This is a genomic window from Mesorhizobium sp. B3-1-9 (assembly GCF_006439595.1).
In the GTDB taxonomy this organism is placed as follows: Bacteria; Pseudomonadota; Alphaproteobacteria; order Rhizobiales; family Rhizobiaceae; genus Mesorhizobium.
On sequence record NZ_VFTJ01000017.1, the window covers coordinates 58,059 to 84,879 of the forward strand.

A 26,821-nucleotide genomic window follows, 5' to 3' on the forward strand; every position below is an offset into this window, starting at 1 on the left:
TCTTATTCGGCCGGCATCGCCACCGGCCGGGCCAACATCCGGCCGGCGAGCACGATGCCCAGGCCAATAATCGGGAACACGGCGGCGATCAGGCCGAGGTCGGCCGGGACGCCGAAGCGCAGCACGGCGGCGCCGACCACCGCGCCCAGCGCGACGCCGAAGTAAAGCGCCGAGGCGTTGAGTGACAAAACAATGGGCGCGGCGTCAGGAGCGATCTTGATGATACGGCTCGCCTGCGCCGGCGGAAAAGCCCAGCCGACGATGCCCCACGGCACCATCATACCCATCAGCGCCGGTCCGGCGAGATGATGCGGCAGGAAGGCCGGGATCAGCGAGAAGGTGGCGAGCATCGCGGCGGAGAGCGCCAGCGACCAGGCGACGGTGCGGGTGGCGCCGAAGCGGTCGGCCGCCTGCCCGCCGGCGATGTTGCCTATGACGGCGCCGACGCCGAAGGCGAGCAGCATGCCCGGCAGCGCGATCGGCGAGAGCCCGCCGCTTTCTATGGCCAAGGGCGCGATGAAGCTGAAGACGGTAAAGGCGCCGACAAGCGCAAGCGCCGTCGTCAGAAGGATCGGCATCACGCCGGGACGCACAGCCGCCGCCAGCCTGCGCTTCAGCGGCAGCCTGGTGCCGACGATGCCGCGCGGCAGCCGCCACCACAGGATCGCGCCGGACAGCGCGCCGAGCCCGGCAATGGCGAAGAAGGTGCCGCGCCAGCCGGCGATCGCCGCGACCAGCGCGCCGAGCGGCGCGCCGACCGCCACGGCCACTGTGGTGCCGCCGACGACGACGGCGATGGCGCGCGCCCGGTGATGGTCGTCGACCAGCGCCACGGCGGTCCCTTGCGCGGTCGCCGCGAACAGGCCGGACGACAGCGCCATGACGATGCGCGCGATCAAAAGCAGCTCGAAGGACGAACTGAGCGCGGCAACGATGTTGCCGATGACGAAGAACACCAGCGTCCACAGGATGACGCGGCGCCGGTCCCATTCGCCGGTCAGCGTCGCCAGCACCGGCGCGCCGATCGCATAGGCGAGCGCGAAGGCGGTGATCAGCGAGCCGGCGAGCGGCACGGATATGCCGGCGTCAGTGGCGATATCGGGAAGAAGGCTCGAGATGACGAAGCCTTCGGTCGAGATCGCAAACGACCCGAGCGCAAGCCAGAAGATCCGCTTGTCCATGGGGAGTTGTCCTTAGTTCAAAAGTTATTGAACAATTGGACATAACAGGGCACGATGTCAACCGAGCCGGGACAAAATAGCTGAACCCTGCTGACAGCCCTGTGTCAGGACCGGGGCCAAAATGGAGAGGCTATGTCCATCGGCAGAAAGGAAGCCGCGTTGAAGTTCGTGCCGTTTGTGCTTAATTCTGAGCCATGACCCTGCCCCATCCAACCGCCGACCAGATCAGCCTGCCGATCGTACTTGCCGTGCTCGGCGACCCGACCCGGCTTGCCATCGTGCGCTATCTGGCGAGCAAGGAAGGCGTGCCGCTGAACTGCAGCAAGTTCCTCGACCTCGCCTCCAAGACCAATCTCAGCTACCACCTCGCCAAGCTGCGCGAGGCGGGCGTCACCCGCAGCGAAGCGGTCGGCACCAGCCGGCTGATCACATTGCGCCGTGACGATCTCGACAGGCGTTTCCCCGGCCTGCTCGACAGCGTGATTGCCGCGGCCGACGGCGACAAGGATCTGCCAGCGGTCGGCACCACCGAAGTCGAGATTTCGGCCTGAACGATCTGCGTGTGCCCTTGGCCTCACAATTCGGCGTAAATTCAGCATGACACCCCGCGGTCTTGCCGACTATAACCCATCGCCTTGCGGTCGGAGCTCGCTTTGGTCCTGGTCGCCACTCAGAAAAATGCAGCCAAAGATGAAGCGCAAAACTACGCTCCGACTGACGCTGAAGGCAATCTTCGCCGTTCCCTTGCTGCTTGCGGCACTGCCAGCACTAGCCCAGGATCCGCCGGGACCGATCATTTCGATTATCGGCGGCCTCGCACCGGACGATCTCCTCAATATCCGTGCCACCGCCTCGCCGAGTGGAAAGGTGGCGGCGCGGCTGCCCAACGGCACGGCCGTCAAGAATTTCGGCTGCAACCTCATCAACGGCTATCCCTGGTGCAAGGTTGAGGATACGCAGGATGCGCATATCGTCGGTTGGGCGCCCGCCCGCTATCTCAGCCCCAACAACCCTGCGCCGGTGCCTGAAGACGCCGCCGCGCCGGCGGTCGCGGCCGTTGCGCCTCAACCTTCCGGGGAGCAGCAGCCTGATATAGCGGCGCGCCTGGGTGGCGGGGAGCCGGCCGAGCCGCCGTCTGCAGCCGAGATCGGCAGGACCGCCATGCAGGACGCGTATGGTCTCGCCTTCGCGGCCTCGGCAAGCGCCGAGTCCGACACCCCTGCCCAAGACGCCAGCATCCCCTGCGCTCGCGATGTCGGCCAGCCAATGACCCGTTGCGAGATCAGCGTCGCGCACACAGGCGCCGACAGCACCGTGACGGTGACCTGGCCGGATGGCGGCAGCCGCGTCATCACCTTCCATGGCGGCAAGCCGAGCGGCTCGGACTCGCCGGACGAATTCCGTTTCACGCGCGAAGGCAGCCTCAACATGATCCGCATCGGCGTTTCCGAACGCTTCGAGATCACGGACCAGCTGGCGTTGGGGAATTAGGGGTTAGGCAGTAGGCAATAGGCAGTAGGGCAATCAAGACCTACTGCCTACTGCCTACTGCCTATTCCGTCATTTTCAGGGTTACATCCGCCAAAACTCTTCCCTATAAGGCCCTCCTAGCCTGATACCAGAATCGCAAGCACAACCGGCCGGGTCCTCCCCGCCCGGTTTTTCGTGCAAGCCGCTCGCCGAACGGATTTTCGAATATGCCAAGACGCACCGACATCAAGTCGATCCTGATCATCGGGGCCGGCCCCATCGTCATCGGCCAGGCCTGCGAATTCGACTATTCCGGCACCCAGGCCTGCAAGGCGCTGAAGGAAGAGGGTTTCCGCGTCATCTTGGTCAACTCCAATCCGGCCACCATCATGACCGATCCGGAGCTGGCCGACGCCACCTATATCGAGCCGATCACGCCCGAAGTGGTGGCCAAGATCATCGCCAAGGAGCGGCCCGACGCGCTGCTGCCGACCATGGGCGGCCAGACGGCGCTCAACACCGCGCTGTCGCTGCGCCGCATGGGCGTGCTCGAGCGCTATCAAGTCGAGATGATCGGCGCCGACGCGCACGCCATCGACAAGGCCGAGGACCGCGCGCTGTTCCGCGAGGCGATGAGCAAGATCGGCCTCGAAACGCCGAAGTCGATGCTGGCCAACGCCACCGACGTCAAGAACGCCGACCGCAAGACGCATGAGGCCGAGCGTGCTGCGCTGAAGGCGGAGAACCCGGAAAACCTCGACGCCGCGCTCGATGCGCTGGAAACCCGCTGGAACCTCGGCGAAGGCGACCGCAAGCAGCGCTATATCAGCCACGGCATGGCGATCGCGGCACAGGCGCTCGACCATGTCGGCCTGCCGGCGATCATCCGCCCCTCCTTCACCATGGGCGGCACCGGTGGCGGCATCGCCTACAACCGCGCCGAATTCTACGACATCGTCCAGTCCGGCCTCGACGCCTCGCCGACCACCGAGGTGCTGATCGAGGAAAGCGTGCTCGGCTGGAAGGAGTACGAGATGGAGGTCGTCCGCGACAAGGCGGACAATTGCATCATCATCTGCTCGATCGAGAACCTCGATCCGATGGGCGTGCACACCGGCGATTCCATCACCGTCGCGCCGGCGCTGACGCTGACAGACAAGGAATACCAGATGATGCGCAACGCCTCGATCGCGGTGCTGCGCGAGATCGGCGTCGAGACCGGCGGCTCCAACGTGCAGTTTGCCGTCAATCCGGCCGATGGCCGGCTGGTCGTCATCGAGATGAACCCGCGCGTCTCGCGCTCATCGGCGCTGGCTTCCAAGGCCACCGGCTTCCCGATCGCCAAGGTCGCGGCCAAGCTTGCCGTCGGCTACACGCTGGACGAGCTGGAGAACGACATCACCGGCGGCGCGACGCCGGCCTCCTTCGAGCCGACCATCGATTACGTGGTGACGAAGATCCCGCGCTTTGCCTTCGAGAAATTCCCCGGCGCCGAGCCGGTGCTGACCACCGCCATGAAGTCGGTGGGCGAGGTGATGGCCATCGGCCGCACCTTCCAGGAATCGCTGCAGAAGGCTTTGCGTGGACTGGAAACCGGCCTGACCGGCCTGGACGAGATCGAGATCCCCGGCCTCGGTCACGGCAGCGCGCCAGCCAGCCACGCCGACGACCGCAACGCGATCCGTGCGGCACTCGGCACGCCGACGCCGGACCGGTTGCGCATGGTGGCGCAGGCGATCCGCATGGGCACCTCGCTCGAGGACGTGCACGCCATGTGCAAGATCGATCCGTGGTTCCTCGAGCAGATCGCCGGCATCATCGCCATGGAGGAACGCATCCGCGAGCATGGCCTGCCGCAGGACGCCGTCAATATGCGCATGCTGAAGGCCATGGGTTTTTCCGACGCCCGCCTCGGATCGCTGACGAAGACCGACGCCGAAGTGATTCAGAAGGCTAGGCAAAAGCTCGACGTTCATCCGGTTTACAAGCGCATCGACACCTGCGCCGCCGAGTTCGCCTCGCCGACCGCCTACATGTACTCGACCTATGAAGTGCCCTTCGTCGGCGAGCCCGCCAACGAGGCGCGCGTGTCGTCGCGCAAGAAGGTCGTCATCCTCGGCGGCGGCCCGAACCGTATCGGCCAGGGCATCGAGTTCGACTATTGCTGCTGCCATGCCGCCTTCGCGCTGCGCGACGCCGGCTATGAAGCGATCATGATCAACTGCAACCCGGAGACGGTCTCGACCGACTACGACACCTCGGACCGCCTCTATTTCGATCCGCTGACGGCGGAGGACGTGCTGGAGATCCTGCGCGCCGAGCAGGCCTCGGGCGAGCTCGTCGGCGTCATCGTCCAGTTCGGCGGGCAGACGCCGCTGAAGCTGGCCGACGCGTTGGAGAAGGCCGGCATCCCGATCCTCGGCACCTCGCCCGACATGATCGACCTGGCCGAAGACCGCGACCGTTTCCAGAAGCTGTTGCACAAGCTGAACCTCAGCCAGCCGAAGAACGGCATCGCCTATTCGGTCGAGCAGGCCCGCCTCGTCGCCGGCGAGCTCGGCTTCCCGCTGGTGGTGCGCCCCTCCTATGTGCTCGGCGGCCGCGCCATGCAGATCATCCATGACGAAGGCATGCTGCAGACCTATCTGCTCGACACCGTGCCCGGCCTGGTGCCGGAGGATATCAAGCAGAAATACCCCAACGACAAGACCGGCCAGATCAACACGCTGCTGGGCAAGAACCCGCTGCTGTTCGACACCTATCTCTCCGGCGCCATCGAGGTCGATGTCGATTGCCTCTGCGACGGCAAGGCGACCTTCGTCTCCGGCATCCTGGAGCATATCGAGGAGGCCGGCATCCATTCGGGCGACTCGGCCTGCTCGCTGCCGGTGCATTCGCTGCCGTCCGACCTCGTCGACGAGCTGGAGCGCCAGACGGCCGCCTTGGCTCGCGCGCTCAATGTCGGCGGCCTGATGAACGTGCAATACGCTATTCAAGACGGCACGGTCTATGTGCTGGAGGTCAACCCCCGTGCGTCGCGCACCGTGCCCTTCGTCGCCAAGACCATCGGCCGTCCGATCGCCAAGATCGCGGCCCGGATCATGGCCGGCGAGACGCTGGAAGACGCCTTCGCCCATTACGGCGCCATGCCCGACCCACGCAATCCCGGCCACATCGCGGTCAAGGAAGCCGTCTTCCCCTTCGCCCGCTTCCCCGGCGTCGACATCCTGCTCGGCCCGGAAATGCGCTCGACCGGCGAGGTCATGGGCCTCGACCGCGATTTCGCGCTCGCCTTCGCCAAGAGCCAGCTCGGCGCCGGCGTCGACCTGCCGCGCTCCGGCACGCTGTTCGTCTCGGTGCGCGACGAGGACAAGAAGGGCATCCTGCCGGCGGTAAAACGCCTCGCCGGCCAGGGTTTCAAAGTGCTCGCCACCTCCGGCACCGCCCGCTTCCTCGCCGAGAACGGCGTGGTGGCCGAAAAGATCAACAAGGTGCTCGAAGGCCGCCCCCACATCGAGGACGCCATCCGCAACCGCCAGGTCCAGATCGTCTTCAACACGACGGACGGCCAGAAAGCGGTGTCGGACTCGAAGTCGCTGCGCCGCGCCACGCTGATGCAGAAGGTGCCGTATTACACGACGCTGTCGGGCGCGGCAGCGGTGGCCGAGGCGATTGCGGCGTTAAGGGCTGGGAATTTGGAGGTGAGGCCGCTGCAGGAGTATTTTGGGTGAGGTACTACTCGCTCAGTTTGCTCGTGCAAACCGGGTAATCGTAATTTTGCACTGCAACATTTCGCTTTTAGAAGCTCCACAAAAGACCCTATTCGCAGCTTCCTCCAGATGAGGATAGAGACTTACTCCGACAGAGCACGTCGGGCTTGCGCTGAATACACTAGCCAACTAAGCTTCCCAGACTTTACAGGGCGGGGGAAGTCATGGGGTTCTTAGAGACTATAGCCACACAGGGCTTCGGCCACCTTCTTACAAAACTAGTTGATTCATACATCCAGAATAAATCAAATCAGATTTCCTCAGATAAAGACGAGATAAAGACCGACCTTGGGCCGCATTTAAGCGCCGCATTTGAGAAATGCACAAAGTTAAAAACCATACTTAGCGACGAGATTATAAATTTTCTTGATATATATTCTGACCAGAACTTTTCTTCAGAAGGATTAAAATTTGATCAGTACGATCTAGTTTCTAAGATACGCGAAAATAGCAGTTCTGTTATCGTAGGAACTGGCGGCGGCGGCAAGTCTATGTTCATGAGATACCTATGGCTGTCCTACTTCGAAGATCCTCGCGGAAAGATACCTTTCTTTTTAGAACTCAGGCAACTAAACAGATTCACTCACGAAAGTATTGAGGACTTTATATTTCATACGATAATTAAGTCCGGATCAAAGATAAGCCAACCGAATTTTCAGAGATCGCTCCACCAAGGTCATTTTATATTATTTCTTGACGGATTCGACGAGATAAACTTCGAGAAAAGGCAACCTATAGAGAATTTGATTATAAATTTGAAAAGCGCTCATCCAAAACTTACTATTATAGTTACAAGTCGCCCGGATGACAGGTTTAGCGGGTGGCACCAATTTCACATTGTTAAAGTGGAACCGCTAGATAAAAAGAAAGCGATTCAGCTACTTGAGAAGGCGCCGTTTGACAACTCCAAGATAGATAAAATAGTCTCAAAAATTAAAACTGATCATCTCTACGATACTCACACAAGCTTTCTTTCGAATCCGCTGCTAGCATATATGATGCTTGTTACGTTTTCGTACAATCCAGATATTCCAAAGAAAATGTTTTTGTTCTACGAGCAAGCGTTTGAAGCTCTTTATCATCGACATGATTTGACCAAAGGTGGATATAGTAGGCAATTTCACAGCACCCTAGATAAACAGGAATTCATCCGGCAGCTGTCGTATTTCTGCCTCACATCCTACTACGATGAAGCTTTCGAATTCCGTGATGAAACCCTACGCCTGTATGTTGAAAGAGCCAAATCTATTGAGGGGTCAACATACGACAGCGGCCGATTTATTAAAGATGTTATGGAAAGCATATGCCTGCTGAAGAAAGAGGGGATAGAGTACGATTTCACCCACAGAAGCTTTCAAGAATATTTTGCGGCGTACTGCATTGCCCGAGTTGCTAGCCGAAATGTCGAGCGTATTTTCGAGAAATTTGCGGCTAGATATAACGACCAAGTACTAGGAATGGTATACGACATAAACAAGGACCTTTTTAGGGAAAAGTATATAATCCCTATGAGAAAGGCATATAAAAAAATTTATGACATGAAGTCTGAAGTTGGGATACCGGAGAAATATTTCAGAGAGATATCAGGACGGTTTACCATAACAAGAGTTGAAAGGAAACTCAGCCCATCTAAATCTAGACGACCGAGAGAAAGAGATTGGCAGATTACACTAAATTCCTCTGGAAATTTCGACGCATTCGATAGGAATATTCAAAGGTTGGCTGACGATTATTTTCCAGAAGAGGAAGACAAAGTCGACAGGGTCGAGGACGAGGCTTTCGCTAGGCGACTTTTCAGGCAAGAGGTGGAGGTTGGGACTACGTTCGATATCTGGAGTGACGGTGCGAAGTTTAATATCGGTTGCCAAGGGCAAGAGATCGTAGGGGGGATAGATAAATTTCGCTGGAAAGAAAGTTATATGTACTATTTCGTGGCGAGCCGCGCGCTAAGGAATTACAACTTCGTGAATCGCGAAAACCAGGAGTACAAAAGCGTAACAACCTCTTTTGCGGATTTTTTCGGCTAAGATCGCAACAGCTGCGCCTTTCACCACCTTTGGTCCTGATACACGATTCCAGGCCTGTGGACTCAGAGCTCGACTTGTCCGCAGGGGCCGAATCCTTGGTAGGCTGCGTCGTCGGTTTATCGCGTGTAGGCCGCTGTCACTGCTTTGCCGTCTACGCAGGCGGGTTGCACCTCACCCGTGCAACTGTAGTAGGAGCCCCCAGCCTTCACCCCACGGCCACGCGCTCAATCTGGATATCGAACTCCGTCTGCCACGACGCCACCGGCACGAAACTCCGCGCCGGCGGGTTCACGCTGAAATACCGCGCATAGACCCGGTTGATGGCGTTGTAGAAGCCGGGGCGTAGATGCGCACCATCACCACCTTGTCCATCGAGCTGCCGGCCGCTTCCAGGCAACGTTTCAGCGCCTTCAGCGACGCCTCGGTCTGGGTTCGCCGCGCACCATCTCGCCGGTCGCCATGTCGACCGGCGGCGTCGCCGAGATGAACACGAAGCCGTTGGCCCGCACCGCCGTCGAGCACGGCAGGCCGAGCGCGCGCACCTTGGCCGACATCACGGGTACTTCGATGACTTTATTATCCATGGTGGTCCTCCCTTTGTTGGGCGCGAGCTTATCGCGGCAGCGAGGGAACGCCAGCGGCGTTCTCTCCTTCTCCAGTGCTTCCAATCGAGGCCGGCGCCGGCCCTCATCTGCCTGCCGGCATCTTCTCCCCGTTGAACGGGGAGAAGGGGCTGGCCGCGATGCCGGCGCCCATCCTGCAATGTTGATGATTGGCGAAAGCGCCGGTGCAGGCCTCTTTCTCCCCGTTTACGCTTACAGGGAGAAATGCCCGGTTCACCCTCCGTAGCTGCAGCGAAGGATGGGCAGGGCAATGAGGGGCAGCGCCTACGCTCGGCAAGTTAGGCTTACGACACTATCGAAGGCCGAGCGACTTCGTGGCGAACGGTCGAACGCCCCTCACTGATGCGCCACCGCCAGTTCCTTCGCATGCTTCTCGTGCATCTTCAGCACCGGCAGCGTCTTCTTGGCGAATTCCTTCATCGCCGGGTCGTCGCCGGAATTGGCATAGGTCGAGAATAGCGCCACCGCGTCCTTATGCGCGTCGGTCTGCATCGTGATGTATTTGGTGTCGAAGTCCTTGCCGCTCGCAGCCTTCAATTCGTCGAGCATCTGCTGCTCCTTGGGCTGCAGTCCCGGCGCGGCAGGCTTGATCGAAGCCGTCGTCTGACCCTGGCTGAGTGCGGCTTTAAACTCCTCGCCGGCCTTGGTGTGGTCCTTGATCATCTGCGCGGCGAAAGCCTTGACATCGGCCGACGCCGACTTTTCCTCGGCCAGCTTGCTCGACTGGATCTCGAATGCGTTGGCGTTGGGCACGGTCGCGACGAAGGTCTGGGTGTCGACCTTGTTCTCGGTCACCATCGGCCCGACCGCATCCGAATTATCCGATTGGGCGAACGCGGCGGGCGCGCCGGCAAGAAGCGCGACGGCGACCAGGGGCAGCAGCGTTTTCATCTCAAATCTCCGATCCGAAACAGCCCCTCCGCCACCCCCAACGCGGCATCGGCCCCAGGGGTTGCGTGGAAAGAAGCGCTCACCGGCCCGCCGTCCTCGGTCCTGCGTCGGCTGTTTCGCCCGCCAGGCGGCCTGAGACCGCGCCGCGTCAGCCCTTCACCCCACCGGCGGTGAGGCCGGACACGATGCGGCGCTGGAAGACCAGCACCAGCGCCACCAGCGGCACGGCGACGATCACCGAAGCGGCCATGATGTTGCCCCACGGGATCTCGAACTGCGAGTTGCCGGAGAGCAGCGCGATCGCCACCGGCACGGTGCGCTGCGTGTTGGTGGAGGTGAAGGTGAGCGCGAACAGGAATTCGTTCCAGGCGCTGATGAAGGCAAGCAGCCCGGTGGTGGCGAGCGCCGGCCACATCAGCGGCAGGAAGATGCGCGTGAGGATGGTCCATGGTCCGGCGCCGTCGAGGATCGCCGCTTCCTCGATCTCGACGGGCAGGTCGCGCACGAAAGTGGTGAGCACCCAGACCGTGAACGGCAGGGTGAAGATCATGTAGGACAGGATGAGCGCCAAGAGCGAATTGTAGAGATGCAGCGCCCGGATGATCTCGAACAGCCCGGCAAGTGCCGCGACCTGCGGAAACATCGACACCGACAGGATGGCCAGCATCAGCGCCGAGCGCCCGCGGAAACGAATGCGCGCCAGCGCGTAGGCCGCGGTGACGCCAAGCAGCAGCGAGATCGCGACGACCGCGCCGGAGACGATCAGCGAATTGACGAGATTGCGCAGGAAGGGACCTTCGGTCAGCACGTTGCGGTAATTGGCAAGGCTGAACGATTGCGGCCAGAGGCCCGCCTGGAACAGCTCTGTTCCCGATTTCAGGCTGGTGACGATTGCGTAGTAGAACGGAAACACCGCGACGAAAACGATCGCCAGGAGCAGCAGGTAGAAGCCGGCGCGCTTCAGCATCTTCATGTCAGCGCCCTCCCTCGAAACTCAGCCGGCCGATGCGGATATAGGCGATGGTGAGCAGGCCGATGATCAGGAAAAGCAGCGTCGAGGCGGCCGAGCCATAGGCGAACTTGTCGAACTCGAACAGGTTCTCGCGCGCGAAGATCGACATCGACTTGGTCTGCACATTGTTCGGCGTCAGCACGTAGATCAGGTCGAAGATGCGCAGCGCGTCGAGCGCGCGGAAGATCACCGCCACCATCACCGCCGGCCGGATCAGCGGCAAGGTCACCCGCCAGAAGATCTGCCACGGGTTGGCGCCGTCGAGCTTCGCCACCTCGAGGATCTCGCGCGGCAGCATCTGCAGGGCCGCCAGGATCAGCAGCGCCATGAACGGCGTCGTCTTCCAGATGTCGACGATCAGCACGGCGATCATCGCGGTGTCGGCATTGGCGGTCCAGGCGATCTTGGTGTCGATCAGGCCGAGATTGAGAAGCGCGACATTGATGATGCCGAACTGGTCGTTGAGCATCCACTGCCACATCTTGGCCGAGACGATGGTCGGGATCGCCCAGGGAATGAGGATCGCGGCCCGCACGATGCCGCGTCCCGGGAATTCCGTGTTGAGCGCAAGCGCCACGATCATGCCCAGCACCGTCTCGCAGGCCACCGACACCACAGCGAAGCGCACCGTGTTCCACACCGCGCGCCACCAGACCGGATCGACGAGCAACCCGTCATAGAGCAAGCGGCCGCTCGGCAGCCGCAACACCGAGAAATAATTGTCGAAGCCCACCCATTGCCTTGCATCGAGATCGGCCAGCGAAGCATCGGTGAAACCGTAATAGACCGTGCGCAGGAACGGCCAGCCGGCGACGGCGGCGAGCACGACAAGCATCGGCGCGAGGAACAGCCAGGCCGTGCGCACGCGTCGGCGCATCAGCGGCGATCGCCTTGCCGCGCTCACCAGCCCTTGCCTTTCAGCCTGGTCAGCCTCGCGCCGAGATCGGCCAGATTGTCGGCGGCGGCGCCCTGGCCGGAGATCGTGTCGTGCACGGCAGTCCAGAACTGGCTCGATGCCTCGTTGTACTTGATCCTGGCGGTTGCCGACGGCCTTGGCTGTGCGTTGAGAAAAATCTCTTTCCAGCGCGGCACGATCGGCTGCTGCCTGGCGATGTCGGGGTCGTCATAGAGCGCCGGGATGGTCGGCAGGTTGGATGTTTTGAGCGTCCGGTATTTCTGCATCTCGGGAGAGGCGATGAACTTGACCAGGTCGATCGCTTCGGCAGGATGTTTCGAATATCTGGAGACCGCAAGGTTCCAGCCGCCGAGCGTGGCGACCGGCCGGCCGCCTTCGCCGGCCGGCAGCGGCGCCACGTCGAACTTGCCCTTGATCGGCGAATTCTCGCTGTTGCCGAGCGCATAGGCATAGGGCCAGTTGCGCATGAAGACGGCATTGCCGGTCTGCCAGACGCCGCGCGCTTCCTCCTCCTGATAGGCGAGCACGCCCGGCGGCGCGATGGTGCCGATCCAGCCCTTGACCATGTCGAGCGCGGCCGCAGCCTTGGGGTTATCGATGGAGATCGTGCCGTCCGGCTCGATGATCCCGCCGCCGCCATTCGACATCACCCATTCGAGCGCGTTGCAGGTCAGCCCCTCATAGGCGTTGCCCTGGAAGACGAAGCCCCAGATGTCCTTGTTGCCGGCCGCCCGCTCTTTGTTCATCACAAGCTTCGCGGTATCGGCGAGCTCCTTCCAGGTGGTCGGCACCTTGGCGCCATATTTGTCGAGCAGATCCTTGCGGTAGTAGAGCGCCGGCGCATCGGTGAAGATCGGCAGGGCGACCAGCCTGCCGTTGACCGTCTGCGACTTGATGATCGACGGGAAATGCTCACCCACCACATCCCTGGTCGCCTCGGTCAGGTCGACCAGCTGGCTGGCAAGCTGCGGCGCCCAGATCACGTCGGTCTGGTAGACGTCGATATCGCTGCTGCCGGCGGCGAGCCAGAGCCGGTATTGGCCGAACTGGTCGGTGGTCGAAGGCGGAATGACGACGATGTCGACCTTGTTGCCGCTCTTCTTCTCGTAACGATCGAGTATCTCGCGCAGCACCTTGATGCCGTTGCCGGTATCGCCCGACACGATCGACAGCTCCACGGCTCGCGCTTGAACAGCGCCAAGCATGATGCCGGCGGCCAGGAATGCCAAAGCAAGTTTCACGGGGTGGCGGACCTCCCTGCCCGACCGGCGACGCACAGGTCGCGGCTCATCAAGGCCCCTGCGTTGAATGCGCCACGCCGCTTAGGGTTCCCGCGCTTGTACTTGCCGACCGAGCCGGCGGGTCGGTGAAGCCGATCTCGGTTGGCTTGACCGCGTCGATGACCCGTTCCGTCCACCTCGCTTCACGCAAAGCGGACGGGCTCCGAAACCCCGCCCCGGAGCCCGCCTGGGAGTGGCTGACGCATGCCGGCACAGCCTCCTCCGACGCCTTGCCCGCGTCGATCCGCCGATCGGCCGCCCGGCACGACGACGAATTAGCATGCCCTAACGTCAGCCTATGTGAAGCCGTTCACAATGCTCGCGCGCAGGTGGTTGCAACGCCGCGCCGGGAGCCTCCAATCCGGCCCGCCGCGCCTTGCGCGTCAGCCTTCTCAGCCGACCGGGATCATGCCGAGCCGTTCGTAGAGCCGGAAGGCCGTGGTGTTCTTCACACTATTGGTCTTGAGATCGACATGCGTCGCCCCGCGCCCGCGAAACGTCAGGAACACCTGCCGCATCAGCGCCTCGCCGAGGCCCTGCCGTCTCGATTCCGGATGGACGGCGAGGTCCTTGACGAAACCGGACGTCCAGCAAAGCGCCGCGCCCGCCAGCAGGCCCTTGCCGTCGATCGCCAGGAAACAGAGAGCGGGATCGAACTCCGCATCGCCGGCAATGCGCGGCCACCATTCGTCGAACGGCCCGTCGGCGCCGTCGTCGAACACCTCTTCCAGCAGCGCGTGCAAAGCCTGCGCATCCCGCTGCTCGAACACGCGCATGACGAAACCTTCCGGCCAGTGCGGCGCGGTAAGCGTATCGTCGAACAGCTTGCGCAGGCGGATGTCGTTGGCAGCCGGCGGGCGAGGCGTTGTGTTTTCATGCATGGCGCTGTCTCGAACGCCGCGCGCGACCTGACCCTCGGCTCAGGCGTCGGGTTGCAGGCGGCGGCGCTTGCGGTCGACGCCAAGGCCCGTCGCCTCGAGCAGGCCCTTGCGCTTGGCGTCGTAATAATAGCCGGTCTGGTAGAGCATGTCGGCCCGCTTGGCGTTGCCGCCCGAAACCAGCCAGGCGCCGCGCAGATATTTCACCGCGTATTTGAGATTGGTCTCGGCGTCGAATAGGCCGGTCGCCGGTCCGTCATAGCCCATGCCGCGAGCCGTCGCGTGCTTGATCTGCATCAGTCCCCAATGGCCGTGATTATAGGCTTTCGGGTTGAAGGTGCTTTCACGATTGACGACATGGCGTACCAGGTCGATCGGCACCTCATAGATCGCCGAATATTTCTCGATCAGCCGTTCGATCTCGCTGCGCGGGCCGCTGGCGTGCTGCTCGGGTTGGCCGGGTGCCGCTAGCAGCGCCGGATTTTCCGGCGCCACATAGGCGACCTGCTGGACGCCGGGCATCGGAGCGACTTTCGCCGACTGGCCGGTGACCGGCATGGCGACGCCCGCGGTCGTATAGACCGCCGCTCGGCTGATGGATCCCGGGCCGGTCGGCGAGCCGCCGGCGGTCAGCACCGGGGGCGGCGGAAACTGGCCGACGAGCGGCGTCGAACCGGCGAAAGCCGCCGGCTGCGTCAAGGCTACTCCGGACTGGGGCGCACCGGGCTGGGCAGGTGGCGGCAACAGCGCGCTTTGCGTCGCGAGCGCGCTTTGCGTCGCTGGCGAGCCTGGCGTGGTTGCCGCCGCAACGGCATCGCCGGTCAGCGCCGCGGTCTGCACCTGCGCGAGGCCGGAAGGTTCTGGCAGCACGGCCACCGTTTCAGGCAGCGCGAGCGTCGGCGCATCGTCCGCGGCGGCAGGCGTCGAGGCTTCCGCAAGCGCGGGCGTGGCCTTCATCTGCGAGGTCGAGGTGCAACCGCTCAGACCAGCAGCGGCAACGAGCACGCCGATCGCGGTGAATATGATTTTAGCGGGCAAGCCGTGCGGATCCGGTTTGTCGGTTGTTAAGGAGTCCTTACACCAGCGATTCACACCCGGCAATCGGGGCCACCCGGCGGTTTTCGGGTGGCGACAACAGGGCGGAAGTGCCATATTGTTCTGGATATGTACTCGTTTTTCGCTGTTTTGCGGAAGGAATACGTCATGAAACCCACATCCCAGATCACGGCCGGCCACGCAGTGTTAGAAACAGTGATCGGCTTCATGGGCATCGCCTGGAGCGAGAAGGGCCTGATCCGGCTTTGCCTGCCGGAGCGCAGCCGCGAAGCGGTCGAGCGCCGGCTGCTTCGCCACCCCGGCGTCTCAGCCTCGACAGACCAGCCGTCCTGGGTGGTCGATCTGATCGCCTCGATCAAGGCCTATGCGGCCGGCGAGGACGTCGACTTCTCCGGCGTGCCGGTCGATCTCGACGGCGTCGACGATTTCCGCCTCGCCATTTATGACGCGGCGCGCAAGCTCCGCTTCGGCGAGACCACCACCTATGGTGAGTTGGCGAAGCGCGCCGGCCATGCCGGCCTTCCGCGCGAAACTGGCGCGGCGCTTGGCGCCAACCCGGTGCCGCTGGTCATTCCGTGCCACCGCATCCTGGCGGCCGGCGGTAAGATCGGCGGCTTCTCCGCGCCGGGTGGCTCGGCCACCAAGGAAAGGATGCTGGCCATGGAAGGCGTGCGCGTCGGCCCGCCGCCGGCCATGCAAGCCTCGTTCGGGTTCTGAGAACACAAGAGCAATTCCAGGAAAAATGCATAGCGGTTGGGCTCGGCGGCTTCGCCGTGGCGTTCCGTCCGGAATTGCGTCAGACAAAGAAGATTAGAGCGGTTCGGCGTTTCCGTGAAACGCCGAACCGCTCTAATCTTGCAGGAACCGGCGGCGGAAGCGCCGGTCGAAATCCGGACGCTTGCAGACATAGACCATGCAGGACCTGGTGTCGGCGCTCGGCACATAGGCGCGCGCCCTCACTTCGCCCGCGTTGCAGAAGCGCTCGTCGCGCACGTAGCGGTCGTAAAGCGGCAGCCCCGGCACGCGCGTCGACTGGTAGCGCAGGATGACGGCGCCCTGTCTGGCGATCGTCGCCTGCACCCGGTCGCAGCTCATGCGCGTCGGATCGTAGCGCGACACCGCCTGCGCCTCGGCCGCCAGCAGCAGGAAGCAGGCGGCAAGCAAAACGGTCTTCATGGTTCCTCTCCATGGAACGGCAAGCATCTCATCCCTCCACAACGCGCGGCCGCTGTCAAAACTTCCATGCAACCGCGAGCAGCGCGCCTGCAACCAGTCTTGTATTCCTTCGCAAACTGTCCTATATGCGGGCCATTGAATTTGGCCGATCGATCGGGCCTCGCGATCCCTCGCGTTTGCTGACGTCTCCAAAATTTCGATACCACCGGCCGGACTTCGGGTCTGGTCAAACGAAAGCAAATGTGGAAGGGCATTTTATATGGCAACTGGTACGGTCAAGTGGTTCAACGCCACCAAGGGCTACGGCTTCATCCAGCCTGACAATGGCGGCGCGGACGTTTTCGTCCACATCTCCGCTGTCGAGCGCGCTGGCATGACCAGCCTCGCTGAAGGCCAGAAAATCAACTTCGAGATCGAGCAGGACCGCCGCACCGGCAAGTCCGCTGCTGGATCTCTTAGCAAGGCAGCCTGATTTGGCTTAAGCATTTTGCAGCCAAGCGGAATCGCTTGGCGTTGCAGAAATGCGGCTAAGCAAAGGCGCGCGCCGGACGAAGGTTCGGGGCGCGCGGCAAGTCACGGATGTACTGACGGTCGCGCGAGAAGCGCGCCGGAGCGAAAAGACCCGACAAGCTGGAACAGCAGATAGCTGCCAGCCCGGACCAGACGTTCCCGATCAGGCTACCGGCAGAGGAAGGCGGGCATTGCCCGCCTTTTTTGTTGCCCGGATTTTTGGGTGGGTTGTTGTCCGGGCCCAGCAGCCCGCGGGTGGCACTTTTGGCCCATCAATGCTACCTTTGATGCATGACCAAACTCGAACAGATCGAAAAATCCGTCGCGGAGCTCAGCCCAGATGAGCTTAAAGCGTTCGCCGCATGGTTCGAAGCGCTGCAGGCTGATTTATGGGACCGGAAGATCGAGGCCGACGCAAAATCGGGCCGGCTGGATAAGCTGGTGGCAGACGCACGTGCCGAAATAGCCGCCGGCAAACTGCGTGACCTGTGAGGCACAGAGCCACCGCTAGCTTCTGGACAAAATACAATTCTTTGCCAAAGGCCGCTCGCCGCGTGGCCGACAAGAATTTCATTTTGATGAAGACCAATCCGCGACATCCATCCCTCCATTTCAAGAAGGTGGGAGAGCTTTGGTCGGCGAGAATAGACGACAATTATCGGGCCTTGGCTCTTGAAAGCGGTGATGGTTTTGACTGGATCTGGATCGGCACCCATGCCGAATATGATCGACTTATCAAATAGCCCTCGCGCTTGTGCTCCAGCGAAAGCGGCTAGCAGACGCTAGATCATTCCTTCCACTCGATCGGCACGTGCCCCTTGTCCGCCTCGACCCGCTTCAGCCAGGCGGCGACCGCCGGATAGGCGTCCAGCTGGAAGCCGCCCGTCTCGGCGGTGTGGGTATAGGCATATAAAGCAATGTCGGCGACGCTATAGGCGTTGCCGGCGAAAAATTCGTTCCGCTCCAGATGCTGGTTCATCACGCCGAGCGCCTTGTTGCCGCGTTCCAGCGTCTGCGCCAATCGTTCCGCCGTCGCGTCCTTCGCCCGCTCCGGGAAAGTCAAAAGCGCCTTGCGCACCGCGATATAGGGCTCATGGCTGTATTGCTCGAAGAACAGCCATTGGTAAGCCAACGCCCGCTCATATTTGTCGGCCGGCAGGAAGCGCGTGCCTTCGGCGAGGTAGAGCAGGATGGCATTGCTCTCGGCGATGCGCCTGCCGTCGTCGAGCTCGAGCATCGGCACCATCGCATTCGGATTCTTGGCGACATAGTCGGGCTTGCGTGTCTCGCCGGTATGCGAGCTCACCTCGACCCGGGTGAAGGGGATGCCGAGCTTCGCCATCAACAGCCGCGGCTTGTAGCAATTGCCGCTGTCGGCCATGTCGTAAAGGATCATGCCTCTTGCCCTCTCGAGTCTCCTGGGAACGCTCTAACGCGCGCGGCTAGGTCCCATCCAGTGATTTGTTTTTGAGACGAAACATCAGCGGCGCTGATACGTCCTTTGGAGTCCCGCATCAGCGATGCTGATGCGTTTTCCTTGGTCGGCATCAGCGATGCTGATGCATTTTCCTTGATCGGCATCAGAGATGCTGATGCAGGGGCACGACCTTGTTGCCGGCGCCGAGCAGGGCGTCGACGGAAAGCGGTTCTTCCTTGAAGATCGTGCCGGCGAGCGCCGGACGGGCGAGATGGAAACCCTGCAAAAGGTCGACGCCACCCTCGAGCGCGACGCGCAAATGCTGTGCGTTCTCGATGCCCTCGACCAGCACTTTGGCGCCGCGCTCGTGCAGCGTCGCCACCAACGGCCGGAAGAAGCGTTCAGCGGCGGCATGGCGGCAGAGCTCGCCAAACCAGGCGCCGTCGATCTTGACGATGTCGGGCGCAAGCAGATCGATGCGCGCCTCGGTCGAATGCCCCGTGCCGAAATCGTCGATGGCGATGCGGATGCCATCGCGCCGCATTTCGCGCACCAGGCTGGCAAGAACCTGGTCGTCGGCTGCCTGCTCCGTGATCTCGCAGACCAGCAGGCTGGGCTCAAGCTCCAGATCGCCGAGATGCCTGGTCATCAGCCGGATCTCGGCGAGCGCCCGTCCGAGATGGTCGTTGATGGTCGGATTATAGTTGAAGAACAGCGTCAATCCCTCGACGCCGATGTTGCGATAATTGCCGAGATGCAGCATCCGGCACATCGTTTCGACAAACAGAAGGTCGGGCGCGGGAATGCCGCCGAAGAAGACCGAAGAGGCTACCGGCTGCGCGACGCGGCGCGGCTCGATCAGCCCCTCGACGGCGACGGCTCTGAGCACCCTGCCCTCCGGCGCGAAAATCGGCTGATAGGCGCTCCACAGCCGGAACTCGCCATAAACGCCGAACTGGAGGCCGATCTCGTCGGCGAAGATCGCCTCGGCGACGTTGCGCCGCCTGTCTGGTTGTCCGCTCATGGCGTGACCTTGCGCCCGAACACCCTTGCCGGCCGTCCGTGCGGCGTTGGAGCCGCCGGGCTTGCGGCGGCCGATGCCTTGCTGTCTCCGGTCGAAGGCTGCTGCGTGCCCTTGTTGAAAACGCGAAAGCTGGTGGGGGCAAGTTCCGGCCGGGCAAGCACATAGCCCTGCACCATGGAGGCGCCAGACCTCTCGGCAAGCTCCAGCTGCCAGCCTTCCTCAATGCCTTCGAAGACGGTGCGGATGCCCTGGTTCTCGAAGCTCTGCACCATCGCCGTCAGCAAGGCAAAGCCCGCGCCGGACTCCATCAGATGGGTGATCCAATGCGCGTCGAACTTGACGATGTCTGGTTTGAGTTCCTTGATCCGGTTGATGTCGGATTCATCGGCGCCATAGTCGTCCACCGCGATGCGGAAGCCGTTGGCCCTCAACGCCTCGACAAAATCGTAGAGTGTTTCCTGCGAGGCCGATTTCTGCTCGGTGACCTCGCAGACGATACGGCGCGGATCGATGCCGGCTTCGTGCAGCACCAGCCGCATGTCGCGCAGGGCCTTGTCGGCGATGCTGCGATCCGTGAAGACCGACGGATCGAAATTGACGAAGATGGACGCCTCTTGTGGCAGGCAGGCGCCGGCGTTCAGAAGATGCAGAGTGCGCGTCAGCGCCTCGATATGCAGCCGGTCGGCCGCCGGGCAGGTACCGAAAAATGTCCCCGGCGACTGCGGCTCGCCGTCGCGGAACGGCCGGATCAGCCCCTCGAAAGCGGCGACCGAAAGCTTGCCCTCCTTGAAGGCGAAGATCGGCTGGAACGCGCTCTGCAGCGTATAGATGCCCCAGACACCGGTCGAGGTGCCGTCATCATGACGGATGAGGTGGGCAAGCCCGATGCTGCGCGACAAGGTTTCTCGCTCCGCGAACAGGCGCAATCCGATCTGCGATCCCGCCAGCCAAGGGTTTACCGGCCGTTGATGAATTTAGCGTTGCCGCTCACGCCTCCTTGACCTCTGGCTCATCGCACAATGCTTGCGCTCCGCGCCACGATGCGACATGAGAGGCGCCGCGGCCGCTCCTGGCCGCTTTCCTAGGAGACGTTTTGTCATGGCCTTTCTCGCCGACGCCCTTTCCCGCGTTAAGCCTTCCGCGACCATCGCGGTGACGCAGAAAGCGCGCGAGCTGAAAAATGCCGGCCGTGACGTGATCGGCCTCGGCGCCGGCGAGCCGGATTTCGATACGCCCGACAACATCAAGAACGCGGCGATCGAGGCGATCCGCCGCGGCGAGACCAAATATCCGCCGGTTTCCGGCATCGTGCCGCTGCGCGAGGCGATCGCCAGGAAGTTCAAGCGCGAGAACAACCTCGACTACCGGCCGGAGCAGACCATCGTCGGCACCGGCGGCAAGCAGATCCTGTTCAACGCCTTCATGGCGACGCTGAACCCCGGCGACGAAGTCGTCATCCCGCGCCCCTACTGGGTGAGCTATCCCGAAATGGTGGCGATCTGCGGCGGCACGTCGGTGTTCGCCGACACCTCGATCGACAACGGCTTCAAGCTCACACCGCAAGTGCTGGAAAAGGCGATCACGCCGAAGACCAAATGGCTGTTGATGAATTCGCCGTCGAACCCCTCGGGCGCCGCCTACACGGAGGCCGAGCTCAGGGCGCTGGCCGACGTGCTGCTCAAGCATCCGCATGTCTGGACGCTGACCGACGACATGTATGAGCACCTGACCTATGGCGACTTCGTCTTCAAGACCATCGCCGAGGTCGAGCCGAACCTCTATGAGCGCACGCTGACCATGAACGGCGTGTCGAAAGCCTATGCCATGACCGGCTGGCGCATCGGCTATGCCGCCGGCCCGGTGCCCCTCGTCAAGGCCATGGACATGATCCAGGGCCAGCAGACGTCGGGCGCCTGCACCATCGCGCAATGGGCTTCCGTCGAGGCGCTCAACGGGCCGCAGGATTTCATTGCCAGGAACAAGGCGATCTTCCAGGGCCGGCGCGACCTCGTCGTCTCGATGCTCAACCAGGCGCGCGGCATCTCCTGCCCCTCGCCCGAAGGCGCCTTCTACGTCTACCCGTCCTGCGCCCAGCTGATCGGCAAGAAGACCAAGACGGGCAAGGTCATCGACAATGACGAAGCCTTCTGCGCGGAGCTGCTCGAGGCCGAAGGCGTCGCGGTGGTGTTCGGCTCGGCCTTTGGGCTGGGGCCGAACTTCCGCATCTCCTACGCCACCTCGGACGCGCTGCTGGAAGAAGCCTGCACGCGCATCCAGCGCTTTACCGCGTCGCTGACCTGATCGACGCCACGTTGTCACATTGGAAAACCCGGCTTCGGCCGGGTTTTTTGTTGGCCTTAGCCGCCATATTGCTCCGGCGTGACCGCTTCCAGCCAGTCGGCATGGACGCCGTCCAGCGCCTCCTGCATGGCGATATGGGCCATGGCGGTTTTCGCCCCGGCGCCGTGCCAGTGCTTTTCGCCCGGCGCGAAGGAAATGACATCCCCTGCCCTGATCTCTTCGATCGGTCCGCCCCAGGTCTGCGCAAGCCCGGCGCCGGAGGTGACATAGAGCGTCTGTCCGAGCGGGTGCGTGTGCCAATGCGTGCGTGCGCCGGGCTCGAAGCTGACCAGCGTCGCCCTGAGCCTTGCCGGCGCCTCCTTCTCGACGATTGGCGTCTGCAGCACCCGCCCGGTAAAGTATTTGTCCGGCGCGGTGACTGTCGGCACTGAGCCGCACGCAATGATCTTCATCGTCCAATCCTTCTCGAATAATGCTTCGCTGGAGCAATTCCAGGAAAAGTGTGAGCGGTTAAGTTCGGCGCCTTCGCCGCAACATTCCGTCCGGAATTGCATAAAAACAAAGAGATGGAGCGTTTCGCCGTTTCCGCGAGACGGTGAACCGCTCCTGCCTCGTCTTACGAAGCAGTTTCACCCCGATGCGCTGTTGACGCAACCGGCCTTTTCAGCCGCCTGACGACCGCGTCGAGGCCCCGCGATAGAGGCTCGTTAGCCGGTCAAAAAACTGTCATAAATCGTTGCTTTTTAACCATAAAACGCCACCGCTCAATCCGGCGCTGATTAATGCCGCGGAACGGTCGCCGAACTCAGTGTTTGTTAACGGCTGAAGCCCTAGCCATGTCGCGTGCTGTGGGGGCGCGGACATGAGTATCTTGGCGACAATCAAGGATCACAGCGGCCGTATCTATCGCGGCATCCAGGCTTTGCTCGTGATGAGCATCGCCGCCACCTGGCTTGCGGCTTTCGCGCTGACGGAGAACGCCTCCCGCGCAGGCGCGCTGGTGGTATCGGTGGCATCGACCTTAATGGCGCTTCTGGTGTTGATGTATATGCGCGCGAGCGTCGTCCAGCGCCTGCAATCGGCGGCGGATGCCGAGGCCGAGAAGCATCGCTTTCTCACCGTCGATGCCATGACCGGGGCCATGACCCGGCGCTATTTCATCGAAGCGCTGGGCGACTGGTTGGGTGGCTTGCGCAACCGTCGCCAGGCAAGCCTGCTTTTGATCGACCTCGATCATTTCAAGCAGCTCAACGACACGTTCGGCCATCAGTTCGGCGATCTGGCGCTGGCGCACCTGGTCGCGGAAGCCCAGCGCATCTTCGAGGACGGCGTCATCGGCCGGCTCGGCGGCGACGAGTTCGGCATCATGGTTCCGCATGGCGACGTCGCCATTATCAACAAGGACGCGCGCCGGCTGCTGGACGCGATGCGTGCCGGCAAGAGGCATGAAGGCAAGATCATTCCCCTGTCGATCTCGGTGGGCGTCGCGCTCGCGCCGTTGCATGCTTCGAACGGCGCTGAATTGATGCTGCTGGCCGATCTCGCGCTCTACGAAAGCAAGGCCGCCGGTCGCGGCCGCATCACTGTTTTCGATGAGGAGATGCTGTCGGACAAGCGTTATCGCCGCCTGGTGGAACGCGAACTGCGCGCCGCGGTCTATCTCGGCGAGCTGGAGCTGCACTATCAGCCGATCGTCAATCCCGACGGCTCGGTCGACGCGCTGGAAGGCTTGATCCGCTGGCGTCACCCGGTGCGCGGTTTGATCTCACCGGCGGAATTCATCCCGATCGCCGAGCGCTCGACGCTGATCGACATGATCGGCGAGTGGGTCTTCAAGCGCGCCTGTGCCGATGTCGGGCATTTTCCCGGACGGCGTATCTCGATCAACGTCTCGGGCGAGCAGTTGAAGCGCGACGAGATCGTGACGATGTGCAACCGGATCCTGCGCGAAACCGGCCGGTCCGCATCGCAGTTCATCATCGAGATCACCGAGACGGTGGCGACGGCCGCGACGCCCGAGGTTCTGAGGCGCCTGGAGGCGCTGCGCGGCCTCGGCTTCCACATTGCGCTGGACGACTTCGGCACCGGCCATTGCGGTTTCAACTATCTGAAGTCGCTGCCCATCGACAGCGTCAAGATCGACCGCTCCTACATCCGCAGCCTCGCCCATGACCAGGTGGCGCAGATCTTCGTTTCCGCGCTTGCCCAGATCGCCCGCATCCAGGACATCGCCATCGTCGCGGAAGGCGTCGAAACCGCGGAGGAATTCGCCCTCGCCAGGACCGCCGGCTGCAGCCGTTTCCAGGGCTATTTCTTCGGCAAGCCCGCGCCGCGCGACAAGGCAAGCGCGTTGTGTGCAGCCGCCCGCGAACCGCTCGCCCTCACAGCCTGACATAGGAAATGGTGGCCTGACGACTCCAAGCCGGCGAACATCCTATTTTTCTTGCCCTCCCGGCGAACCCGTGTGACGATGGCTTTGGGAAGGGGTGGATAAACCCCGCCCGCGACGGCCGAACAGGCCGGCCGCCGCTCTGCACAGGGTGCGATCGGACGCAAAACCGGTTTTCACTTTTGCTGGTCGCTCTCTTGGGAAACGCCTGAGTGGAGGTCAGCCATGGGTACTCGCGCCGGAGGACGACGCACGGGACCGAAATGCATCGCCATAATCGGTCCCTTCGCAAGCGGTAAGACGACACTTCTCGAAGCCATACTCGCCCGCACGGGCGCCATTCCCCGCCAGTCACCAGTTTCGTCGGGCAACACTGTTTCCGATCATTCGCCCGAGGCCCGCGCTCACGCCATGAGCGTCGAGGCGACCTTCGCCACCACCGATTTCATGGGCGAGCAGATCACCTTCGTCGACTGCCCCGGCTCCATCGAATTCGCCTTCGAGGCCGAACCCGTGCTTGCCGCTTGCGACCTCGCTGTCGTCGTCGCCGAGGCCGACGAGAAGAAGATCCCGGCACTCCAGCTCATCATGCGCAAGCTCGACGATCTCGCCATTCCGCGCATCCTGTTCCTCAACAAGGTCGACAAGGCGATCATGGGCGTGCGCGACACGCTGAAGATGCTGCAGCCGGCAAGTTCTGTGCCGCTGCTGCTGCGCCAGATTCCGGTGCGCAAGGACGGTGTCGTCATCGGCTCGATCGATCTGGCGTTGGAACGCGCCTACATCTACCGCGAATATGCCGAGAGCCAGGTCGCCGACATCGCGAACGACGACAAGGCGCGCGAGCTGGAGGCGCGGTTCTCCATGCTGGAGACGCTTGCCGACCATGACGATCACCTGATGGAGCAGTTGCTGGAGGAGATCGAGCCGCCGAAGGATGCGATCTTCGATGATCTCTCGGCCGACCTGCGCGCCGGCGCGGTGACGCCGGTGCTGATCGGCACGGCCGAGAAGGGCAATGGCGTGCTGCGCCTGTTGAAGGCCATTCGCCACGACGCGCCCGATGTCGAGGCAACCAGGAAGCGCCTTGGCGCGCCGGACGGCCAGACGGTGGTGCAGGTGATGAAGACCATCCACACTGCGCATGGCGGCAAGCTTTCGGTGTCGCGCGTGCTTTCCGGCCAATTGGCCGACGCGGCCGAGCTCTTCCTTTCCAATGGCGACACGGCGAAGGTTTCCGGCATCTACAAGATGCTCGGCAAGGACCAGACGAAGCTGACATCCGCCAAGGCGGGCGACACGGTCGCGCTCGGCAAGCTCGACGACGTCAAGACCGGCCAGACGCTGAGTTCGGCCAAGGGCGGCATCCGGCCATTGGTCACGCTGGAACCGCCGCAGCCTGTCTTCGCCTTCGCGCTTCGCCCCAAGGAGCGCAAGGACGAGGTCAAAATGTCCGCGGCGATCCAGCGGCTTGCCGAAGAGGATCCATCGCTCAGCCTGCGCCACAACCAGGATTCCGCCGAAACCGTCCTGTCGGGCCACGGCGAAATGCATCTGCGCGTGGTTCGCGAGCGCCTCGAGGGCAAGAACCAGATCCCGATCGAGGGTCATGCCCCGGCGGTGCCTTACCGGGAGACGATCCGCAAAGGAGCGCAGCAGCGCGGCCGCCACAAGAAGCAGTCCGGCGGCCACGGCCAGTTCGGCGACGTGGTGATCGAGATCAAGCCGCTGCCGCGCGGGTCCGGCTTCCAGTTCTCCGACACCATCACCGGTGGCGTGGTGCCGAAAACCTACATTCAGTCGGTGGAGACCGGCATCCGCGACTACCTGAAGACAGGCCCGCTCGGCTTCCCGGTTGTCGACGTCGCCGTCAACCTGTCGGACGGCTCCTACCATGCCGTGGACTCCTCCGACATGGCCTTCCAGATGGCGGCGAAGCTCGCGATGAAGGAAGGCATGACCGCCTGTTCGCCGGTCCTGCTGGAGCCGGTGATGAAGGTCGAGATCGTCACGCCTTCGGACGCGACCTCGAAGATCATCGCGCTGATCCCGCAGCGGCGCGGCCAGATCCTCGGCTATGATGCAAGGCCCGACTGGCCCGGCTGGGACGTCGTCGAGGCGACCATGCCGCAGGCCGAAATCGGTGACCTGATCATCGAGCTGCGCTCGGCGACCGCCGGCGTCGCCAGCTACAAGGCCGCTTTCGACCACATGGCCGAGCTCACCGGCCGGCTCGCCGACGAGGCGATGAACGCCAACGGCAAAGCCGCCTGAGCAGGTCGCAGACTTCTGTTGAAGATATGAAAACGGCGTCCGGATGATCCGGACGCCGTTCCTATTGCGGACCGTTTTCCTGGGAGGCAACGGCTGGTCCGCCGCATCCGGAAAAATGGTTCGGACGCGGTGCTTGCCTGAGCCCGGTCTTCCGAGTGATGCCCCCATCTCCCGAACCGACCAACCGCGTCCTATCCTCTACTTAAACCATAGAGTTCGTCCGCGACATGTTACCCGATGTTACATGTCACTGTTACGTGGTGGATCCAGTCGTTTTTTTCCCGGCTCGAAGGCACGCGGGCAACAAAAAAGCCGGATCAATAAAGATCCGGCTGAGTTGATTGGAAGTGCCGATTAGGGCTAACCTCCAGAGGGGAACACTCGAGGGCGCTAATGGGAGGAGAACGCGCCCTGGAGATGACACTATATATGTGCTCATCATGCCCAAGAAACAAGCATCTATTTTGCAACACACGCATGCAAAAAGACGCAGGCTGTGGTCCAACCTATTCCTGGAACCCATAGGACCAGAAAAATGGCCGATTCCGGTGCGTTTCCGGCCCTAAAGCGACTGCTTAAATGCAAAATCGAGCTGATTTTTCTCGGAAATATGCGAGTCGGCGAAA

Annotated in this window: 23 protein-coding genes and 1 pseudogene; 11 read left to right on the plus strand and 13 right to left on the minus strand. The window is 62.2% G+C overall.

From position 1 onward, the window contains the following. Window positions 1–2: 2 nt before the first annotated feature. Entirely contained in the window at window positions 3–1,181 is a 1,179-nt protein-coding gene (locus FJW07_RS24265) for an MFS transporter (protein ID WP_140859063.1), read from the minus strand. A gap of 194 nt (window positions 1,182–1,375) precedes the next feature. Between FJW07_RS24265 and FJW07_RS24270 the strand changes: the two genes are divergently transcribed. The 4 genes from FJW07_RS24270 (at window position 1,376) to FJW07_RS24285 (ending at window position 8,448) form a co-directional block, all read left to right on the plus strand. Then, entirely contained in the window at window positions 1,376–1,732 is a 357-nt protein-coding gene (locus tag FJW07_RS24270; protein ID WP_140859064.1) for a helix-turn-helix transcriptional regulator, read from the plus strand. A 139-nt stretch (window positions 1,733–1,871) separates the two neighbouring features. Continuing rightward, entirely contained in the window at window positions 1,872–2,672 is an 801-nt protein-coding gene (locus tag FJW07_RS24275; RefSeq protein ID WP_140859065.1) for an SH3 domain-containing protein, read from the plus strand. Between the two features lie 206 nt (window positions 2,673–2,878). After that, on the plus strand, window positions 2,879–6,382 hold the full coding sequence (gene carB, locus FJW07_RS24280) for a carbamoyl-phosphate synthase large subunit (RefSeq protein WP_140859066.1): 3,504 nt from the start codon (window positions 2,879–2,881) through the stop codon (window positions 6,380–6,382). A 203-nt stretch (window positions 6,383–6,585) separates the two neighbouring features. Then, a complete protein-coding gene (locus tag FJW07_RS24285) occupies window positions 6,586–8,448 on the plus strand; it encodes an NACHT domain-containing protein (RefSeq protein ID WP_140859067.1) in 1,863 nt (620 codons plus the stop codon). 205 nt (window positions 8,449–8,653) lie between these two features. Here the strand turns inward: FJW07_RS24285 and FJW07_RS32395 are convergent. The 7 genes and pseudogenes from FJW07_RS32395 to FJW07_RS24320 all read right to left on the minus strand — a co-directional run bounded on the left by FJW07_RS32395 (window position 8,654) and on the right by FJW07_RS24320 (window position 15,086). Then, a pseudogene (locus FJW07_RS32395) lies at window positions 8,654–9,032 on the minus strand (RidA family protein). A gap of 375 nt (window positions 9,033–9,407) precedes the next feature. Beyond that, window positions 9,408–9,962, minus strand: coding sequence for a DUF4142 domain-containing protein (locus tag FJW07_RS24295; RefSeq protein WP_140859068.1), 555 nt, complete (start codon window positions 9,960–9,962; stop codon window positions 9,408–9,410). 148 nt (window positions 9,963–10,110) lie between these two features. Next, window positions 10,111–10,935: a carbohydrate ABC transporter permease gene (locus FJW07_RS24300; RefSeq protein WP_140859069.1), complete on the minus strand. Its 825-nt coding sequence runs from the start codon at window positions 10,933–10,935 to the stop codon at window positions 10,111–10,113. A 1-nt stretch (window position 10,936) separates the two neighbouring features. After that, window positions 10,937–11,851, minus strand: a complete 915-nt coding sequence (locus FJW07_RS24305) for a sugar ABC transporter permease (RefSeq protein WP_140859111.1) — start codon at window positions 11,849–11,851, stop codon at window positions 10,937–10,939. A gap of 23 nt (window positions 11,852–11,874) precedes the next feature. Beyond that, window positions 11,875–13,131: an ABC transporter substrate-binding protein gene (locus FJW07_RS24310; protein ID WP_140859070.1), complete on the minus strand. Its 1,257-nt coding sequence runs from the start codon at window positions 13,129–13,131 to the stop codon at window positions 11,875–11,877. 431 nt (window positions 13,132–13,562) lie between these two features. Then, a complete protein-coding gene (locus FJW07_RS24315) occupies window positions 13,563–14,051 on the minus strand; it encodes an N-acetyltransferase (protein ID WP_140859071.1) in 489 nt (162 codons plus the stop codon). A 39-nt stretch (window positions 14,052–14,090) separates the two neighbouring features. Then, window positions 14,091–15,086, minus strand: a complete 996-nt coding sequence (locus tag FJW07_RS24320) for a lytic transglycosylase domain-containing protein (RefSeq protein ID WP_140859072.1) — start codon at window positions 15,084–15,086, stop codon at window positions 14,091–14,093. 165 nt (window positions 15,087–15,251) lie between these two features. Here FJW07_RS24320 and FJW07_RS24325 point away from each other — a divergent pair, with 165 nt between their 5' ends. Then, window positions 15,252–15,821 (plus strand): methylated-DNA--[protein]-cysteine S-methyltransferase, encoded by a 570-nt coding sequence (locus tag FJW07_RS24325; protein WP_140859073.1) that lies wholly within the window; start codon window positions 15,252–15,254, stop codon window positions 15,819–15,821. Between the two features lie 132 nt (window positions 15,822–15,953). On the opposite strand, the gene FJW07_RS24330 is transcribed toward FJW07_RS24325, so the two are convergent. After that, on the minus strand, window positions 15,954–16,280 hold the full coding sequence (locus FJW07_RS24330) for a hypothetical protein (RefSeq protein ID WP_140703824.1): 327 nt from the start codon (window positions 16,278–16,280) through the stop codon (window positions 15,954–15,956). 259 nt (window positions 16,281–16,539) lie between these two features. On the opposite strand from FJW07_RS24330, the gene FJW07_RS24335 reads away from it, so the two are divergent. The 3 genes from FJW07_RS24335 (at window position 16,540) to FJW07_RS24345 (ending at window position 17,533) form a co-directional block, all read left to right on the plus strand. After that, window positions 16,540–16,752, plus strand: coding sequence for a cold-shock protein (locus FJW07_RS24335; RefSeq protein WP_027168154.1), 213 nt, complete (start codon window positions 16,540–16,542; stop codon window positions 16,750–16,752). Window positions 16,753–17,081: 329 nt separating this feature from the next. Continuing rightward, window positions 17,082–17,282 carry a hypothetical protein gene (locus FJW07_RS24340; protein ID WP_140640750.1) on the plus strand — a complete coding sequence of 67 codons (201 nt, stop codon included), beginning with the start codon at window positions 17,082–17,084 and terminating at the stop codon, window positions 17,280–17,282. Window positions 17,283–17,344: 62 nt separating this feature from the next. After that, window positions 17,345–17,533 carry a hypothetical protein gene (locus tag FJW07_RS24345; protein WP_348639979.1) on the plus strand — a complete coding sequence of 63 codons (189 nt, stop codon included), beginning with the start codon at window positions 17,345–17,347 and terminating at the stop codon, window positions 17,531–17,533. 44 nt (window positions 17,534–17,577) lie between these two features. Here the strand turns inward: FJW07_RS24345 and FJW07_RS24350 are convergent, their stop codons facing one another. The 3 genes from FJW07_RS24350 to FJW07_RS24360 form a co-directional block, all read right to left on the minus strand. After that, window positions 17,578–18,186, minus strand: coding sequence for a glutathione S-transferase family protein (locus FJW07_RS24350; RefSeq protein WP_140859074.1), 609 nt, complete (start codon window positions 18,184–18,186; stop codon window positions 17,578–17,580). Window positions 18,187–18,370: 184 nt separating this feature from the next. After that, a complete protein-coding gene (locus tag FJW07_RS24355) occupies window positions 18,371–19,231 on the minus strand; it encodes an EAL domain-containing protein (protein WP_140859075.1) in 861 nt (286 codons plus the stop codon). Beyond that, window positions 19,228–20,130, minus strand: a complete 903-nt coding sequence (locus FJW07_RS24360; RefSeq protein ID WP_140859076.1) for an EAL domain-containing protein — start codon at window positions 20,128–20,130, stop codon at window positions 19,228–19,230. Before FJW07_RS24360 ends, FJW07_RS24355 begins: the two co-directional genes overlap by 4 nt. A gap of 199 nt (window positions 20,131–20,329) precedes the next feature. Between FJW07_RS24360 and FJW07_RS24365 the strand changes: the two genes are divergently transcribed. Beyond that, window positions 20,330–21,532 carry a pyridoxal phosphate-dependent aminotransferase gene (locus FJW07_RS24365; RefSeq protein WP_140859077.1) on the plus strand — a complete coding sequence of 401 codons (1,203 nt, stop codon included), beginning with the start codon at window positions 20,330–20,332 and terminating at the stop codon, window positions 21,530–21,532. 56 nt (window positions 21,533–21,588) lie between these two features. Here the strand turns inward: FJW07_RS24365 and FJW07_RS24370 are convergent, their stop codons facing one another. After that, entirely contained in the window at window positions 21,589–21,984 is a 396-nt protein-coding gene (locus tag FJW07_RS24370; protein WP_140859078.1) for a cupin domain-containing protein, read from the minus strand. Window positions 21,985–22,394: 410 nt separating this feature from the next. Here FJW07_RS24370 and FJW07_RS24375 point away from each other — a divergent pair, with 410 nt between their 5' ends. Both FJW07_RS24375 and FJW07_RS24380 read left to right on the plus strand, forming a co-directional pair. Then, entirely contained in the window at window positions 22,395–23,924 is a 1,530-nt protein-coding gene (locus FJW07_RS24375) for a bifunctional diguanylate cyclase/phosphodiesterase (protein ID WP_140653723.1), read from the plus strand. Between the two features lie 222 nt (window positions 23,925–24,146). Beyond that, on the plus strand, window positions 24,147–26,195 hold the full coding sequence (locus FJW07_RS24380; protein WP_140859079.1) for an elongation factor G: 2,049 nt from the start codon (window positions 24,147–24,149) through the stop codon (window positions 26,193–26,195). Window positions 26,196–26,821: the final 626 nt, after the last annotated feature.

Coding starts and splice junctions, on each gene's coding strand:
- FJW07_RS24265 (WP_140859063.1), bottom strand. CDS start 1,181: ATGGACAAGCGGATCTTCTGGCTTGCGCTCGGGTCGTTTGCGATCTCG.
- FJW07_RS24270 (WP_140859064.1), top strand. CDS start 1,376: ATGACCCTGCCCCATCCAACCGCCGACCAGATCAGCCTGCCGATCGTA.
- FJW07_RS24275 (WP_140859065.1), top strand. CDS start 1,872: ATGAAGCGCAAAACTACGCTCCGACTGACGCTGAAGGCAATCTTCGCC.
- carB (WP_140859066.1), top strand. CDS start 2,879: ATGCCAAGACGCACCGACATCAAGTCGATCCTGATCATCGGGGCCGGC.
- FJW07_RS24285 (WP_140859067.1), top strand. CDS start 6,586: ATGGGGTTCTTAGAGACTATAGCCACACAGGGCTTCGGCCACCTTCTT.
- FJW07_RS24295 (WP_140859068.1), bottom strand. CDS start 9,962: ATGAAAACGCTGCTGCCCCTGGTCGCCGTCGCGCTTCTTGCCGGCGCG.
- FJW07_RS24300 (WP_140859069.1), bottom strand. CDS start 10,935: ATGAAGATGCTGAAGCGCGCCGGCTTCTACCTGCTGCTCCTGGCGATC.
- FJW07_RS24305 (WP_140859111.1), bottom strand. CDS start 11,851: ATGCGCCGACGCGTGCGCACGGCCTGGCTGTTCCTCGCGCCGATGCTT.
- FJW07_RS24315 (WP_140859071.1), bottom strand. CDS start 14,051: ATGCATGAAAACACAACGCCTCGCCCGCCGGCTGCCAACGACATCCGC.
- FJW07_RS24325 (WP_140859073.1), top strand. CDS start 15,252: ATGAAACCCACATCCCAGATCACGGCCGGCCACGCAGTGTTAGAAACA.
- FJW07_RS24330 (WP_140703824.1), bottom strand. CDS start 16,280: ATGAAGACCGTTTTGCTTGCCGCCTGCTTCCTGCTGCTGGCGGCCGAG.
- FJW07_RS24335 (WP_027168154.1), top strand. CDS start 16,540: ATGGCAACTGGTACGGTCAAGTGGTTCAACGCCACCAAGGGCTACGGC.
- FJW07_RS24340 (WP_140640750.1), top strand. CDS start 17,082: ATGACCAAACTCGAACAGATCGAAAAATCCGTCGCGGAGCTCAGCCCA.
- FJW07_RS24350 (WP_140859074.1), bottom strand. CDS start 18,186: ATGATCCTTTACGACATGGCCGACAGCGGCAATTGCTACAAGCCGCGG.
- FJW07_RS24355 (WP_140859075.1), bottom strand. CDS start 19,231: ATGAGCGGACAACCAGACAGGCGGCGCAACGTCGCCGAGGCGATCTTC.
- FJW07_RS24365 (WP_140859077.1), top strand. CDS start 20,330: ATGGCCTTTCTCGCCGACGCCCTTTCCCGCGTTAAGCCTTCCGCGACC.
- FJW07_RS24370 (WP_140859078.1), bottom strand. CDS start 21,984: ATGAAGATCATTGCGTGCGGCTCAGTGCCGACAGTCACCGCGCCGGAC.
- FJW07_RS24375 (WP_140653723.1), top strand. CDS start 22,395: ATGAGTATCTTGGCGACAATCAAGGATCACAGCGGCCGTATCTATCGC.
- FJW07_RS24380 (WP_140859079.1), top strand. CDS start 24,147: ATGGGTACTCGCGCCGGAGGACGACGCACGGGACCGAAATGCATCGCC.